Annotated in this window: 13 protein-coding genes; 4 read left to right on the forward strand and 9 right to left on the reverse strand. The window is 66.6% G+C overall.

Features of this window, described 5'->3' with window-relative positions; all coding sequences use genetic code 11:
• Nucleotides 1-392: 392 nt before the first annotated feature.
• From AC1RLU_RS07310 to AC1RLU_RS07325, 4 genes are all read left to right on the forward strand, one after another.
• Nucleotides 393-1,703, forward strand: coding sequence for a right-handed parallel beta-helix repeat-containing protein (locus AC1RLU_RS07310; RefSeq protein ID WP_492794743.1), 1,311 nt, complete (start codon nucleotides 393-395; stop codon nucleotides 1,701-1,703).
• A 752-nt stretch (nucleotides 1,704-2,455) separates the two neighbouring features.
• Nucleotides 2,456-3,643, forward strand: coding sequence for a M14 family metallopeptidase (locus AC1RLU_RS07315; protein WP_492794744.1), 1,188 nt, complete (start codon nucleotides 2,456-2,458; stop codon nucleotides 3,641-3,643).
• 37 nt (nucleotides 3,644-3,680) lie between these two features.
• Complete coding sequence (locus tag AC1RLU_RS07320; RefSeq protein WP_091855384.1) at nucleotides 3,681-5,123, forward strand: metal-dependent hydrolase family protein; 1,443 nt, start codon at nucleotides 3,681-3,683, stop codon at nucleotides 5,121-5,123.
• A 261-nt stretch (nucleotides 5,124-5,384) separates the two neighbouring features.
• A complete protein-coding gene (locus AC1RLU_RS07325) occupies nucleotides 5,385-6,122 on the forward strand; it encodes an alpha/beta hydrolase (protein ID WP_492794746.1) in 738 nt (245 codons plus the stop codon).
• Nucleotides 6,123-6,170: 48 nt separating this feature from the next.
• On the opposite strand, the gene AC1RLU_RS07330 is transcribed toward AC1RLU_RS07325, so the two are convergent.
• From AC1RLU_RS07330 to AC1RLU_RS07370, 9 genes are all read right to left on the reverse strand, one after another.
• Nucleotides 6,171-7,874, reverse strand: coding sequence for an alpha/beta hydrolase (locus AC1RLU_RS07330; protein WP_492794748.1), 1,704 nt, complete (start codon nucleotides 7,872-7,874; stop codon nucleotides 6,171-6,173).
• Nucleotides 7,875-7,987: 113 nt separating this feature from the next.
• Entirely contained in the window at nucleotides 7,988-9,787 is a 1,800-nt protein-coding gene (locus AC1RLU_RS07335) for an SLC13 family permease (protein ID WP_492794749.1), read from the reverse strand.
• 22 nt (nucleotides 9,788-9,809) lie between these two features.
• The gene (locus AC1RLU_RS07340) at nucleotides 9,810-11,450 is read right to left on the reverse strand and encodes a complex I subunit 5 family protein (protein ID WP_492794750.1); all 1,641 of its coding nucleotides are present in this window, start codon (nucleotides 11,448-11,450) and stop codon (nucleotides 9,810-9,812) included.
• A complete protein-coding gene (locus AC1RLU_RS07345; RefSeq protein ID WP_492794752.1) occupies nucleotides 11,447-12,970 on the reverse strand; it encodes a complex I subunit 5 family protein in 1,524 nt (507 codons plus the stop codon). The genes AC1RLU_RS07340 and AC1RLU_RS07345 overlap by 4 nt, the downstream gene beginning before the upstream one ends.
• Nucleotides 12,967-13,302: an NADH-quinone oxidoreductase subunit K gene (locus tag AC1RLU_RS07350; protein ID WP_492794753.1), complete on the reverse strand. Its 336-nt coding sequence runs from the start codon at nucleotides 13,300-13,302 to the stop codon at nucleotides 12,967-12,969. Before AC1RLU_RS07350 ends, AC1RLU_RS07345 begins: the two co-directional genes overlap by 4 nt.
• Nucleotides 13,299-14,228 carry a hydrogenase subunit MbhD domain-containing protein gene (locus AC1RLU_RS07355; RefSeq protein ID WP_492794755.1) on the reverse strand — a complete coding sequence of 310 codons (930 nt, stop codon included), beginning with the start codon at nucleotides 14,226-14,228 and terminating at the stop codon, nucleotides 13,299-13,301. The genes AC1RLU_RS07350 and AC1RLU_RS07355 overlap by 4 nt, the downstream gene beginning before the upstream one ends.
• Nucleotides 14,228-14,521 carry a monovalent cation/H(+) antiporter subunit G gene (locus AC1RLU_RS07360; RefSeq protein WP_061963605.1) on the reverse strand — a complete coding sequence of 98 codons (294 nt, stop codon included), beginning with the start codon at nucleotides 14,519-14,521 and terminating at the stop codon, nucleotides 14,228-14,230. The genes AC1RLU_RS07355 and AC1RLU_RS07360 overlap by 1 nt, the downstream gene beginning before the upstream one ends.
• Nucleotides 14,518-14,805 carry an MrpF/PhaF family protein gene (locus tag AC1RLU_RS07365; RefSeq protein ID WP_492794757.1) on the reverse strand — a complete coding sequence of 96 codons (288 nt, stop codon included), beginning with the start codon at nucleotides 14,803-14,805 and terminating at the stop codon, nucleotides 14,518-14,520. The genes AC1RLU_RS07360 and AC1RLU_RS07365 overlap by 4 nt, the downstream gene beginning before the upstream one ends.
• Nucleotides 14,798-15,349, reverse strand: a complete 552-nt coding sequence (locus tag AC1RLU_RS07370; RefSeq protein ID WP_492794758.1) for a Na+/H+ antiporter subunit E — start codon at nucleotides 15,347-15,349, stop codon at nucleotides 14,798-14,800. Before AC1RLU_RS07370 ends, AC1RLU_RS07365 begins: the two co-directional genes overlap by 8 nt.
• Between the last annotated feature and the right edge of the window lie 109 nt (nucleotides 15,350-15,458).

Genomic DNA, 15,458 nt, shown 5'->3' on the forward strand with positions numbered 1-15,458 from the left:
TGCAGGTATCTGCCTTTTTCTTATTACAAATTTCGACTTATCTCTATATGGACTGGAGCCCATGCGAGATCCTCGATTGATCGATACCGCCCACATCAATAATAGCTGATTTCCGTCAATAAAACAATTCTAGGGTGCAGTTAGGTTAACTCGCCGCTGCGCGGTTGGTTTCACTCGTGACGCGCCGACGCCGGTGGATCCCGGCCTTGGACCCTGGAGGATTTCCAATGGTGTCTCGCCGCAGTTTTCTCCTCAACGCTGGTAGCCTCGCGGCCGCAGGGTTTCATGGACTAGAGGCATTCGGCCAAGCTTCGGCAGTGAGCCATGAGGCTTCAAGTGCGTCTACCCCGAGCCAGGCGAACGGAACCGGCCGGACGTTCTACGTCGCACCCATGGGCGAGGACGGCGACTATCCGGAGCGGGGCACGGTCGAACGTCCGTTCGCCACGCTTCCTCACGCCTTCGCCCACGCCTACGGCGGCGATACGATCCTGCTGCGAGGGGGAGAATACGGCTTCGACGGTGCCGCCGAAGGATGGCTTCTCGCTGGTCACGACGGAGCACCGGGACGTCCGATCGTCATCGAGAACTATCCCGGCGAGTCTCCCGTGATCGACGGAGCCGCAATGAGGCCCCCGACACAACGGGGTCAGGCGTGGCCTTCGCGCACATCAGCCGGCGGGTTTGCGCTTGTTATCATGGATGCTTCCCACCTGACGCTGCGCGGGCTCACCGTTCGCCATGGCCCGATGGGCGGGTGCTTTGTCAACGGCATCCATCACGATTTATTGATTGAGCGCTGCGTCTTCCGCGACAATGGCTGGCTCAACGACGAGTATGGCACCGGCCTGGGAATCCTGGGACAAGGCAATCACAACATCGTGCGCAATTGCGACTCCTTTGGCAATCACGGCGGAGGACCGGGCGCAACTGGCGGAAATGCCGACGGGATCTCGGTTTCGCTCAGCGACAGCACCGGAACCGTCGTCACCGGCAACCGCGTTTGGCGCAACACGGACGACGGCTTCGACTTCTTCAACCCCTCCAGGGCCAAGGACAGCCTCAACGGTTCGCCATGCCTTATCGATCAGAACTGGGCCTTCGAGAACGGATACAACTCCGACGGCTCGGTCAACCGTAACGAGAGTGGCGACGGCTGCGGTTTCAAGCTGGGAGGGCGGCGCCCAGGCGCCACCGGCATCTATGGCGGCCATACAGTGACCCGGTGCCTTGCCTGGAGCAACAAGACAAACGGCTTTGATGACAACGGCTATAATGGCGGGTTGCAGCCGCTGGCCGTCTTCAACAATGTCTCTTTCAACAATGCGCGCGGTGGGGTGGGTTACGCCTTCATCATTCAGCATAATGCGAGCACGGTGCTTCAGAACAATATAGCCCTCACACAAAGCGGAAGGCACGACTTCGACATCTCGCTTCTGTCTCAGTCGCACAATGCGAGCAACGGCGCGGCCTTAAGGTCCCTCTCGCCAACGAATTTCGACGTGTCTTTGAACGACTTTCAGTCCATCGACGATACGATTGCGCGCGGTCCCCGCCAGGCGGACGGCTCCCTGCCAATCTCGGGCTTTTTGAGACTGGCGAAGGGGAGCAGGCTGATTGGCGCAGGAAGCCCACTCGGGCTGCCACCCAACATGCCTTCGAACGGGGACGTTGTCAGTCTCGGGGCCTTCGAGGCGCCATAGCAACGGCCCAGCGCTTCCTGCTCTGCGCGGCTCGCGCCGCGAAGGGCGAGAAGCACAGTAGGGATCAGGAAAGCCACGACGACTGGCTGCGCGCCTGGAAGGGGCTCGGCCTCGCGTTCGGCGACGTCAACCCGAGGACAAAGAACAACCTCGCCGAAGACTTCCGCGACATTCGAAATCTCGTTTGCCCGGGGGGACAACGAGCGACCCCCCTGCCCTGTTGACCTTCGATCACCCGCACGCGACGGCCGATGACACCCTGTCATCGCATGTCCTGTCCAGGTTGGTGGGTCGGGCCGGATCAATTTGCGAACGCCTATGCGATTGAAATACTGACCTAATTCTCAATTACTCATCCTTGGCTATCTGATCCCTGAGCGGCTTGATGATGGGCTGGAGCGCCTCCTGCATCTTGCTGACCAATCAGGACGTGCTGGCAGTCAAGGTTTTCCTCTTCTCGCCAAACCCGTTAGGCAGCAAAACAAGCCGAACGCCTTCGCCCTCCCGTATGCCGAGCGCGTGTTGCAGGTGAAAGCCGCCCGTCAACGGCCAAGCGCGACCGCTTCACACGACCGTCATCGCCACGCGCTGTGACTGTATTTCCGCTTCTCCTTTCATAAATCGCCCCGAAACGCCGGTATCTCAAAGTCGTTCGTATCGAGATAATGAGCAGGACACCGCTATCGGGGTTGCCCTGCATCGTTGCCTGTCGCTCCTATGCATGTACTCTTGGCACACTGAGGATCGTAACGATGACGATTGAACGAGCCGAAAGCCTCGACCGTCGCGATTTTATGATCGCGGCAACGGTCGGTGCGGCCGTGGCGCTGAAGGCGGAGCAGGCACAGGCGCAATCCGCCGCGGTAGCGCCGACGGCTTCTCCCAGCGCAGGATCGGGCACCGTCTATACGGGCGATATCATCGACGGCAAGCGCGTGATCAGCGCCCTCGATGTCGCGGACCTGGCGCCCGGCAAGCACAGCTTCTACTTCCAGGGCGTGCAGATGCCGACGGGCCAGCATTGGTACGTGTCGGTGATGGTGGCCAAGGGCGCCCCCCCCGGCAAGCGGCTCGGGCTGATCAGCGGCGTTCACGGCGATGAGATGAGCCCGATGCACACCGTCCAGTCCGTGATGAGGCAGCTCGAACCGGCCGGGATGTCCGGAACGGTGCTGGCCGTGTTCGACGTCTCGCGCCCGGCGATCGAAGGGATGGAGCGGCGCTGGCCGAGTTCCGGGCGCGGGATCGACCTCATCGATATCAACCGGCTGTTTCCCGGCAACGAAAACGCCCCCGATGCACCGAGCCGCCATGCGGGCCTGGTGTTCAATCGGTTGCTGCGCGCGAATCTCGATTACGGCATCGACTTCCATACCGCCGCCACGGGAATGGACATGACCGCGTTCCATCTCGCGCGCATGGATCTGCCCGAGGTCAAGGCTATGGCCGAGCTCTACCCGATCGAGCAGATTTTCGACAATCCCGCCTACCCCGGACTCCTGGCAAATGCGCTGATCGCGGCGGGCATTCCGGCCTTCACGCCCGAGATCGGCCGGCCGCGCGTGTTCGATCACGAGATGATCGCGCTCTTCGTCGAAGGGACGATGAACGTCCTCAAGCATCACGGCATCGTCGCCGGGGCCATCGGCAGGACGGGCCAGGATTCGAACGTCTTCGTCGCCGACGGCATGCTGCCGATCGTCACGAACAGAGGCGGTTTCGTCGAGCTTCTGGTCAAGCTCAACGAGACGGTCGAAGCCGGGCAGAAGGTCGCGGTCCAGCGCAACACCTTCGGGGAGGTGGTCGCGGAATATACGGCACCGCGCAGCGGCAAGGTCGGCGCCCGCAGGACCGACGCCACGGCCGAGGCCGGTACGCCGATCGTATTCATGCTGTTCGATAGTGCTCAAGCGGTCGGCGGCGACGTGGTCGTCGAATGAATCGCCACATGCCAGGTCGACGAGCAGGAGGAAGCCAATGCTGAGACTGGGCGAGAAATACGGCCATCTGGCGCGTCGTGCCGGCTGCGGCTGCTGCAATCCCGACCTTCACAAGGCCTCCCGCCGCCTCGCGGCGTTCTCGCGGCGTGGCCTGCTCGGCGGCGCGGCCGCCGCCACGGTCGCCGGCTTGCTGCCCCGCTCCGCCGGGGCGCAGACCTCCGCGCCGCCCAGCCGGATTCTGTTCCGCGAAGCCCGGCTCTTCGACAGCGTCTCGGGCCAGGTGAAAGAGCGCGCGCAGCTCCTGGTCGAGAACAACCGGATCGCGTCCGTCGATTTCAGCAATGCTCCGCCCCCCGGCGACGCCACCGTCATCGCCTGCCGCAACGGGGTTCTCCTTCCCGGCCTCATCGACGCACACTGGCATGCGATCTTCGCCGCCGTGCCGCTGAACATCCTGCTCAACGGCGATCCGGGCATCATCTTCGCCGCCTCGACCGCCGAGGCCAACCGCACCTTGCTGCGCGGCTTCACCACGATCCGCGACCTGGGCGGCCCGGTCTTCTCCTTCAAGCAGGCGATCGACAGCGGCGTCATTCCCGGCCCGCGCATCTTCCCCTCCGGGGCGCTGATCACCACCTCCGGCGGCCATGGCGACCTGCGCTTGCCGAGCGAGATCCCGCGTGACGGCGGCCGGCTGAGCAAGGGCGAGCTGATAGGCGGGGCCGCGATCGTCGACAGTCTCGGCGATCTCAAGATGCGGGTGCGCGAGCAGCTTCTCCAGGGCGCCTCGCAGATCAAGCTCATGGGCGGCGGCGGCGTCTCCTCGCCGCGCAGCCCGCTGGACATCCTGACCTTCAGCGAGGACGAGCTTCGCACGGCCGTCGCCGTGGCGCAGGACTGGAACACCTATGTGACTGTGCATGCCTACACCTCCCGCGCCATCCAGCGCTCGCTGGCGGCCGGCGTGACCTCGATCGAGCATGCGCATCTCATGGACGAGGGCACGGCGAGGATGATCGCGGAGAAGGGCGCGTGGCTGAGCACGCAGCCCTTCCTCAGCATGGAAGACGCGGACTCGCAGAGCGGGCCGGGCGTCGAGCGCGCCCAGCAGATCTTTGTGGGAACGCCCAAGATCTACAAATTCGCTCGTAGCCTCGGCATCAAGACCGCCTGGGGCTCCGATGTCCTGTTCTCGCCGGCCCTGACCCAGCGCCAGAACATCATGCTCACCCATCTGAGCAACTGGTACACCAACGCAGAAGCCCTGCAGATGGCGACCTCGGGAAACGCTGCGCTGCTGCAGCTCTCCGGCCCCCGCAATCCTTACCCGGCGCCGATCGGCGTCCTCGCGGAGGGCGCCCTCGCCGACATCCTCGTCGTCAACGGCAACCCGCTCGACGACTTCAAGCTGCTCGAAGACCCGCACCGGAATTTCACCGTGATCATGAAGGACGGCCGGCTCCACAAGAACCTGTTGTGACGCAATCGAGTCGGCTCCGGAGCATGCGCTGTCGTGGTTTTCTCACAGGGTAGAGCCAAGACGCGCGAGCGCCATGGCGGGTTCAAACCACGCCGCTTCGAAAGGCAATGGAGGATGGGGCCGCGTGAATGAGCATGGAGCATGTTCAAGGCCCGGTTCGCACCGCCATCTTCGGCAAGCGCTCCACCAGAGCCATGGCGGCCTGATGTTCAACCCGTCGGCCCCGGGCACGGTGAAACGGAGAGCCGGGAGCGAGCCCGAGTGTCCGACACGGTACGAAACGCGAAGCAAATGACGAGAGAATCCGAAACAGTCATCCTGCTTCATGGTCTCGCACGAAGCAGATCGTCACTTCTGCTCATCGAAAAGCTGCTTTCGTCCGTTGGCTACAACGTCATCAACGAAACCTACGATTCAACGGACCACGCGATAGAAGGCCTGCTGAGCCACGTCGAGAACGCCGCCCGAAGCTGCAACGGGGAGCGGATGCATTTCGTAACCCATTCGATGGGAGGCATCCTCCTGCGTGCCTGGCTACGGCAGAACCGTCCGCGCGAGCTCGGGCGCGTCGTGATGCTGGCCCCGCCCAATCACGGCTCGGAACTGGTGGATGGGCTCGGTCGCCTGCCGGCTTTCGAGCTGATCAACGGACCCGCCGGCCGACAACTCGGAACGGACCCGGACAGCCTGCCCAACTCCCTGCCCAAGGCAGATTACGAGCTGGGCATCATTGCCGGAACACTCTCGCTCAACCCGCTCCTGTCGCATTTCTTCGCCGGCCCGAACGACGGCAAGGTCTCCGTGGAGAGCACGAAGCTCGATGGCATGACCGATCACATCGTCTTGCCGGTGACCCACACCTTCATGATGAACAATCCGCTGGTCGTCGCCCAGGCCGTGACCTTCATCAGGACCGGGCGCTTCAACCACGATCTGACGATGTCGGAGCTCGCCCAAAACGTCGCAGCCTATCTTCAGGGCGAGAAAAGCGGCTTCTGAAGCCTTCGTTCGGCGCGCTCGGGCGCGACACTCTTGCCGCCCCGGCGGTCAGCCCCCGCGATTGTCGTAGGGGCCCTCCTCTCCGTCCCCATCGTCGGTCCTGCGCTGAGCTTTTTCCAAGAGATGCCGCTTCAACGAAACCAGGCTCTCCTGCGACCAGTTCCGGATATCGGCAACCGCGACCCAGGCATCGACATAGTGCTGAGGAGCATAGACGTGTCCGTAGCCCATCGGCGTCCGCGTCGCGAAAGCCATGTCGAGCGCGAGCTGCAGACCCGTCACGATCGGATACCAGCGGAACTCCGGGGAAACATCCGGGCCGCGCACCGGCTCGAGCCAGGCGGGCCGCCGGAAGAAGGCGTTCCTGTCGAAGAAGGTGACCGCGTCGCTGGCATATTGGAGATAGACGATGCGCAGGACGCCCCAAGGCGTCTCGGGGGTCACGCGCGGACCCTCCTGGTTCATGAAGCGGACGAAGCGACCGTCACGATATTCAGGAAGCCAGGCGGGGGAGCCGGGATTGCGCCGATCCGTGATGCTGCGCCAGAAGCGGCTGCCGAAGGGAGGGCCGCTCCACAAGGCGCCGTCGACCGGGTCGCCGATCATGTCGAGCAGCTCGACCGAACGCTCCGAATTCATCGAGCCAAGGCTCAGCCCGTGCAGATAGAGCCGTGGCCTGCGGTCCTTGGGCAAGCCCGTCCAATAGCCGTACACCTCGGCGAACAATGCCTGCGCCGCCTCCGAGCCATATTCGGGCTGGGCCAGCAGCGACAGCGGGCTCGACAAATAGGAGTACTGCAGTGCCACGCTGGCGACGTTGCCGTCGCCGAGATATTCGATCGGGGCGATGGCGGAGGGGTCGACCCAGCCGGTGCCGGTCGGCGTGATCACGACGAGGATCGCGCGCTCGAAGGCGCCGGCGCGCTTTAGCTCCTCCAACGCCAACCGTGCCCGCGCCTGCGCAGATCCGGCGGCCCGCAGCCCGACATAGAGCCTGATGGGCTGCGAGGCGGGCCTCCCTGTCATCGCCGCAATCTCGGCCGTGCTTGGCCGCGAGGCTACGAATTCCCGGCCCGCACGCCCCAATTCCTGCCATTTCACAAGCGAGGCGGCACTTCCCGACTGGAGCGGGTCGATCGGTTGCGGGCTGGTCGGCTCGATCAGGGCGTCGCGCTCGCGGAAGGAGGAATCGAGCATGCGAAAGCTGATGCGGACCAGGAAACCATTCGCCAGCGTCCACAGCAGCAGCGTCGTGATCGTGAGGCCAGCGGCGAAGGCGACGCGCCGCGGCATGAAGCGCAGCGGTCGCCGCGCCAGGAACAGGGCGACAAGCCTGAACAGCCGCCCAAGAGCCAGCAGCACGGCGAAGGTCGCGAGCGCGATCAGGCTGACCTGAAGCGGATGGGCGCTGTCGATCGGCTCCATCGCCATCACATTGCGGATGGAATTCTGCCACCCCACAGCGTTGGCCAGAAAGATCACGGCCACCGGCAGGCAGACGCAGGCGATGACGATATTGCCGATGCGCCGCATGCACTCGTTCGGCTCCGGCATCTCCAGATACGCCCAAAACCAGCGCCAGGCCGTGCCGAAACCGTAGCCGATGGCAAAGCAGACGCCTCCAAGAACCCCTTGGGTCAGAGCAGTGCGCGGAACGAGCGTCGGGGTCAGCGAAGCCGCAAACAGGAACGTGCCCAGAGCCAGTCCGATGCCGGACAGGTTACGGCTCCAGCGCAGCGGAAGGAGAAGCATTCTCGTGCGATAGCCTGTCATCTTACCTGCCGAAAATGGGATTTGCTGCGTTCAACCAGCCGGTTGGGGTCCATAGCCGGCCTCGGAGAGCAAGTAGGTGAAGGCGGCGACATTCAGAAGCGCCAGACCAGCGGCACGTAGAATACGGCCATGACGAAGAACCAGAGCATCAGCGGCGCTCCGAGCTTCCAGTAGCTGGTGAAGCTGTAGCCGCCAGGCCCCATCACCATCATGTTGGTCGCGGTCGCGATCGGCGTCAGGAACGAGGCCGAGCCGGCGATACACAGGCTCATCAGCACCGGGCGCGGTGAGACGCCCAGGCCCGCGGCGGCGGCCATGGCGATCGGAATGACCAGCATCGTCGTCGCCGTATTGCTCATGACCTGGCCGAGGCTCGCGGTCAGCACGAAGAGGCCGCCGAGGAAGACGAAGGGGCCAGCTCCACCCGTCAGCGTCACCAGCTGGTCGGCCACCACCTTGGCCGCCCCCGACTGCACCATTGCCGTAGAGAGCGGCATCATCGCCGCGATCAGGATCACCGTCGTCCAGTTGATCGCGCGATAGGCCTGCTCCACCGTCATGATGCCGGCGAGGATCAGGGCACCGGCGCAGATGAGTCCGGCCACCGCGGGCGGCAGGATGCCCGTCGCGAGCATCGCGACGAGGCTGGCCAGCACGGCGAGCGTCACCCCGGCGCCGGCCCCCATCGGCACTGCCTGGCGCCGGACCAGATCGGGCGAGTTGACGACGAGCACGTCGGGGTCGTCGAGGCGCAAATCCAGCGCCTCCCAGGTCCCTTCGAGGAGCATGGTGTCGCCGGCAAGCAAGGTCTCGCCCGGCTCGACGTCGACGCCGGCTCGCTGCACGGCCAGCACGACGAGATCACCGCTATCGGTCACCATGCCCGGGAACAGCGCGCGGCCGATCAAGGCCGAGCGCGGCGGGATCACCACCTCGGCGAGGCCGGAACGGCGACTGAACAACCCCGGCTGCGCACCCTCCTCGCGCAAGGCCAGATGCTTGTCGGCAGCCAGCGTCGCGATCGCCTCTGCATCGCCGCGTACGAGCAGGTAATCGTCCTCGGAGACCGCCGGGGCCCGTAGCGGCGTCCGCGTTTCCCCCGCCTGTACGGCCATGAGGTTGAGCCGCCCGGCCGACCCGACATCGATCTCGTCGGGTGGGATGCCGACATAGGTGGAGGTCGACCGCACGCGCAGCCGGAAGACGCCGTCGCACAGCCCGTAATGCTCGACGAGGGTCTGGGCGTGCCGGCTGAAATCGGCCGGCAGCCGCGCGCTGCTCTGCTGCGGCAACAGGCGCTTGCCCAGCAGCAGGATGATCGCGATGGTCCCGACCAGAAGCGGCAACCCGACCAACGCGAACTCCGCGAAGGCGAAGCCGGAGAGCCCCGCATCCTCCAGCGCCTCCGACACCAGGATGTTCTTCGGCGCCCCGGTCAGCAACAGGTTCGCGCCGGCATGGGAGGCGAAGGCGAGCGGCATCAGGAGCTGCGCCGGCGATTGGCGCAGGCGGACCGCCGCCATGACCGCGACCGGCATCAGCGCCGCGACCGCGCCGCTGCCGCTGATGAGGGCACTCAGACAACCGGCCGCGACCATGATGATGACCAGCAGCCGTGTCAGCCCTTCAGTTCCCGCCTTCGCGATGAGGTATTGTCCGGCCCAGGCGGTGATGCCCGTTCTTTCGAGCGCAGCGCTGACAATGAAGAGACTGGCAACGAAAAGCGCGGCGCGATCGCCGAAACCGGCGAAGGCCTGGTCGAGCGTGACCACGCCCGTCGCCCACAGCGCCAGCGCCGCGCCGATCGCGACCACGACGACCGGCAGCCTGTTCCAGGTGAACAGCACGATCGCGGCCACGGTGACGAGGGCGGTGCTCTGGATCGGTGTCACGTCGAGGCCTCCTGCCGCCCTTTCAGGCCTGCAACATCAAAACGCCGCCAAGCAGGATGGCAAGAGCGATCAGGGCGAACCCGGCAACGGGCCAGCGGCGAAAATGGGCGTCGATATCCCCGATCCGATCCGAAAAGCGGCGGGCAACCGGTTGTGCGGCTTGTGCGGCTTGTGCGAGGACGATGATGTCGCCTTCCGGAATCGCACCGAGCCGTTGCGGCAATCGATGGACGAACAGCATCGCGACCGCGCCGAGCAGCATCGGCCAGGTCACCTTCCAGAGCGCCTCCGGCTGGAGCAGGCCGGAAACCGTTTCGCCGGAAACCGCCGGATAGAGCGACCACGGGATGAGGAAGGCGGCAGCCACCACGACCAGCCAGGGCAAGAGCTGCCCGAGCGCCGGCGATCCCGCCGTATTGCCCGCCGTGTCGCGGCGCAGGATCAGCAGGAAATGCAGCATCAGCGCGGTGCTGCCGGCGCCGGCCAGCGTCATCGCGCCAGCGAGCCAGCCATAGCCGAACAATGGCTTGGTCGCGAGCTTGGCCAGCGCGCCACTGGTCAGCGGCATGCCGCCGAGGCTCAGCGCGAGCACCGCGGTGAGCAGCAGCGCGAGCCTGAGGCGGCGCCCTCCTGTCGTGGCGAGGACGCCGACGCCCAGGAACAGCGCGCCCTTCACCAGCGTGTGGTGAACGGCGTAATAGGCCGTCAGGTTTGTGACGGCAGGATCGGCGGTGTCGAGGCCGACACCAAGCAACACGGCCAGCAGCCCCATCTGGCTCACGGTGGAATAGGCCAGCACCGTCTTCGCCCGCGGCTGGGTGACGCCGACGATGATGCCGTAATAGGCCGTGACGAGGCCGACCCCGACCAGCACGGAGCCCCAGAGCGGCGCCCCGGCCTCGAAGGGCAGGAAGCGGATCAGCCCGATCACGCCGGCCTTGACCACCACGCCGCTCAGCACCGCCGAAGCCGGTGTCGGCGCCGCCGGATGCGCCAAGGGCAGCCAGACATGCAGCGGCACCAGCCCCATCTTCAGCGCGAAGCCGAGAATGAACAGCGCGAGGGTGCCGTCACGCATCGGCGAGGCCGGCAATTCGGCGACGACGCTGCGGATCTGCGGATTGGCGTCGGGATGCATGGCCGACAGCATCACCAGCGCGATCAGCAGGAAGGCCTCCCCCAGTAGCGCGAGCCCGACATAGATGACACCGGCCCGGTGTGCGGAGGCGCTCTGCTCGTGGATGATCAGGCCATAGGCGGCGAGGCTCGCCAGCGTGAACAGCAGGTAGAAATTCACGACGTCGCCGACGATGAAGAGGCCGAGGCTCCCGGTGAGGGTCAGCAGCCACCAGATTGCGAAGCGCGACGCAGCCGGGTCGCGCGCCATGAGCGAGGCCGCGTAGGCGCCGGCAGCGCTCCACAGCAGCGCGGCGCCCCCGAGCAGGATCGCGCCCGGCTGGTCGAGCACCAGCGTCAGCCGGAACGGCGCCGGGAAGAAGGCGAAGCGACCTTCCGGTACGAGGACTGCCGCCGCGAGGGCCGGCAGCGGCGCGATGACGACCACGGCCAGGGCCCTCGCCCGGAACCGCGCGGACAGGCAGCAGATCGCGAGCACGAGCGGGAAGAACAGCGCTGCGGCGAGAAGCAGGCCGGCGCTGCTCATGGCGCCCATGCCATGTTCAGGCCATCGCGGCCGATCTGCAGGAAGCCGAAGGGCCGCAGCGGCACGAAACCGATCAGCACGGCTGCAATGGCCAAGGCGAGCGCCGCGCATTCGAGCCGGCGCGGCACGGCACGGCGCGCCATGATCGGAACGGTGGGGACGGCCAGCGCCTTGTCGATCACGCGGAAGACGTAGGCACCGGCCAGAACCCCGCCGGCCAGGATGGTTGCTGCCAACCAGGGATTTCCCTGGATCACGGCGGCCGTCAGCAGCAGGCATTTGGCCACGAAGCCGCCGCTCGGCGGAATACCCATCAGCGACAGGCCCGCGAGGCCAAAGGCGACCGCGCTGATCGGCAGCACCCGGCCGAAGCCGCCGAGGTCGGCGATACGGTCATGGCCGAAGGCCTCGGCGATGACGCCCGCCGCCAGGAACATCGCCGCCTTCGCCAGCGCATGGGAGACCAGCTGGAGAGCGCCGCCTGTCCAGGCGATCGTGCCCCATGGCGGCAGGTCGGCGCTGCCCGCGGCCAATGGGAAGACGATGAAGAGATAGCCGATCTGCGCCACGGTCGAATAGGCGATCATCAGCTTCAGCCGCGCCTGCCGGAGCGCCATGACGCTGCAGAACAGGATCGAGGCAGCGCCGAGGACGGCGAGCATCTGGCCTGCGATCGCGGCCGCCTGCGGGGGCGCGACGTCGAGCACCAACCGCAGGATCAGGAAAACCGGCGCCTTGATCACCAGCGCCGACAGGACAGCGCTCGCCGGAGCCGGCGCCCCGGCATGGGCCGGCGGCAGCCAGAGATGCAACGGAAACAGCGCCGCCTTGGCCAGAAGCCCGACGATCATCAGCGCCAGCGCAACCGCGAGCGCCGGGTCCTGCCGGCCAAGCTGCGCCAGCGCGAGCAGGTCGAGCGTGCCGTACTGGCCGTAGATCAGGCCGGCCCCAAGCAGATAGAGCAGCGAGCCGATCAGCGCGAACAGCAGATAGCGCAACGCCGCCGTGACGGTCTCCGCCCGGCCGTCGAGGCAGACCAGCGGCACCGCCGCGAAGGTCAGCAGCTCCAGCGCGACATAGAGGTTGAACAGATCCTCGCCGACGAAGACGGCATTCAGCGCGCTCCAGAGCGCCAGCAGCATCACCCAGAAGGTCGTCTGCGCCCGTCCGCCGTCAGCGTCAGCCTGGAGCCCGTACTGGATATGCGCAAACAGCCCGACCGCGGCCACGACCAGCGCCGTCATGACCAGCATCGCCCCCGATAGCCCGTCGGCCCGCAGAGCGATGCCAAGCGGCGGCTGCCAGGCGCCGACGACATAGGAAAGCGCTTTCCCGCTCGATATCAGCTCGGTGGCGATGGCGATGGCGACGGCGAGCCCGGCGGCGAAGGTCGCCAGCGCGATCCGGGCCGCGCTGCGCGGCCCGGAGGCGAGGATGGCGAGCACGGCGCAGACCGGCAGGATCGTGGCCAGGACCAGCAGGAAACCGCCCGGCGTGGTGGCATGGACGAGCGGCGTCACAAGCCACTCCGCGATTCATCAGGGGCCGCTCGGTCGCCGACAGTCAGTTCGGCGAGCCGCTTCAGCAAGGCGACGGCCAGTGCGCTGGCAGAGAAGGCGACGACGATGCCGGTGATCACCAGGGCCTGCGGCACCGGGTCGGCGTCGAAGCCCGGGCCGGCACTGCGCCGCGCGACGGCGCCGAAGACGAGGAAGATGCCCGCGCCGAGGATGTTGCAGCCGACGATCCGTCGCAGCAGCCCGGGATGGGTGATGACGACAAACAGGCCGATGCCGACGAGCGCTGCCCCGCCCAGGCCGAACAGGACGCCGGGCTGAAGCACCGCCATCATCGCGCCGGCGCCTTGCGGGCCGGCCCCGCGACCAGCATGGCGAGCGCCGCAGCGACGGAGAGTGTCAACGCCGCCTCGATCGCCAGGATCAGGGGTTTCGCCAGTGCCTTCGGATAGGCGAGGAAGCCGTCGGCGAAGGCGAAGCCGAGGAAGGCGATCGCCAGGAACAGGATCGGCCCGCCGGCCAGCGCCAGCCGTAGCAACCACCGGGCCGTGTCGGGGGGCGGATGAAGCCCTGCCATCATCACCAGCAGCCACATCGCCGCGAGCACTGTCCCGGCCTGGAAGGTGCCGCCCGGCGCATCCGCCCCGACCCAGAACATGTAGACGCCGATGACGACGCCGAAAGGCGGCAGGACACGCCCGAGATAGGCGAGCGGCCCCGGAACGGCGGCGGGCTTCACATCGGGAGCGCCGCCCCAGAGCGCATCGGGCGCCAGCGACCAGACCCCGATCAGGGCGAGCAGCACCACGACCTTCTCCAGCAGCGTATCGAGCGCGCGAAAGGCCAGCAGCACGGCGGTGACGGGATTGCCCAGCCCCGTCGCGGGAAGCGCCTGCGCGGCGGCCGGCGCGAGCGTCGGTGCCGGTGTGGAGAAGGTCAGCACGGCGAAGCCGAGCCCGGCGGAGATTGCGGCGCAGCCCGCAGCGACGGCGAGCTTGCCCGTGCGCGTCACCGGCTCCGCCTGCTTGCCGCGGCCGCGCAGGGCAGCTTCCGCCCGCAACAGCAGCATCCCGGTCACGCCGCCACCGATCGCGATCTCCGTCAAGGCGACGTCGGGCGCCGACAGCCGGACCCAGGCCAGCCCGAGCAGCAGGCCGAAGGCGAGGAAAGTGATGATCGCGCTGCGCTCGTCCGGCTCGGCGACGACGCGAAGCGCGAGCATCAGCAGCAAGGCGACGAGCGCGAGGTCGAACAGCGCCATCATCGCTCGGTTCGGTCGCGATGGACGGCACGGGCGAGCAACTGGCTCGCCGTCGCGGCCGAAAGCTGCGCGAGCAGCCAGATGCAGACGAGCTTCAAGCCGCCCGCGATACTCGCCGATTGCGGCAGGAGACCGAGCACGATCAGCCCGAGCCCGAGATTGTCGGCCTTGCTGATCGCATGCAACCGGCTCAACGTATCGGGAAAGCGCAGCAAGCCGAGCGCGCCGGCCAGGAAGAGCAACGCCCCCACGCTCACCAGGACGACGGTGACGGTGTCGAGAAGGGCGCTCATGGCTGCTCTCCCGACGAAGTGCGGTCCGCGTCCTGCCCAGCGGAGCCCAGGACGAAAGCCACGCAGGAGAACGCCGCGAACAAAGTGAGCAGCAGCGCGACATCGCTCGCAGCCGCAGAGCCGGATGCCGCCCCCAGCAGCAGAAGAACCGCCGCTCCGCCGGTCCCGAGCAATTGCACCGCCATCATGCGTTCGGCCGTGATCCGGGAGCGCAGCACGCGCAACAGTGCGATGGCCGTGACCGCCAGGATGAACAACGCCGCTGCGGTCAGAAAATCAGCCATCGCGCCGACCCCGTTCGAGGATTCGGCGGAAAGCGACCTCGTCGGCCGCAACCTGCTCGGCCACGGCCTCACGCAGATCGAGGCAATGGATATGCAGAGTCCCGTCGCTCTCAACGGCAACCGGCAGCTTGCCCGGCTGCAGGCTCATCACGGCACAGGCGGAATCGCGCGCCATGCCGTCGGGAATGCTGGAACGGCAGGTCGCGAAGCCCGGCCGCAAGTCGAGTTCGCGTGCAAAGGCGCGCCGCGCCACGTCAAGCCCGGCGGCCACCGATTGCAGCAGGAAGCGGATCAGGAACCGCGCGAGGCCCGCTGGCGAAAGCTTACCGCCGGGTGGCCACAGCGCCGTACTGGCCCAGACTCCGGCGGCGCTGGCGACGAGCCCGACCGGCAGGTCCATCGGTGCGGGGCCAATCAGGGTCACCCACAGCAACAGCAGGCAAAGCCCTCGGATCCAGAGCACCGAGAGCCGCACGTCGTCGGCCGCGGCCGCTCCACCCATCGTCTCGCCCGCCTCCGGTCGATACCCTGCCCAGTTCAGCATAAGGGTAGCGCCCACCTCCCCGGGCAACATCAGCCCGATGTCTCATGACTGTGCGCCACGTCCCATTCTCGGCGCGATGGCTGGCAGGCGGGCACCCGATCTGCGCAGG

This window comes from Allobosea sp. GW822-FHT05A11, from assembly GCF_058800455.1.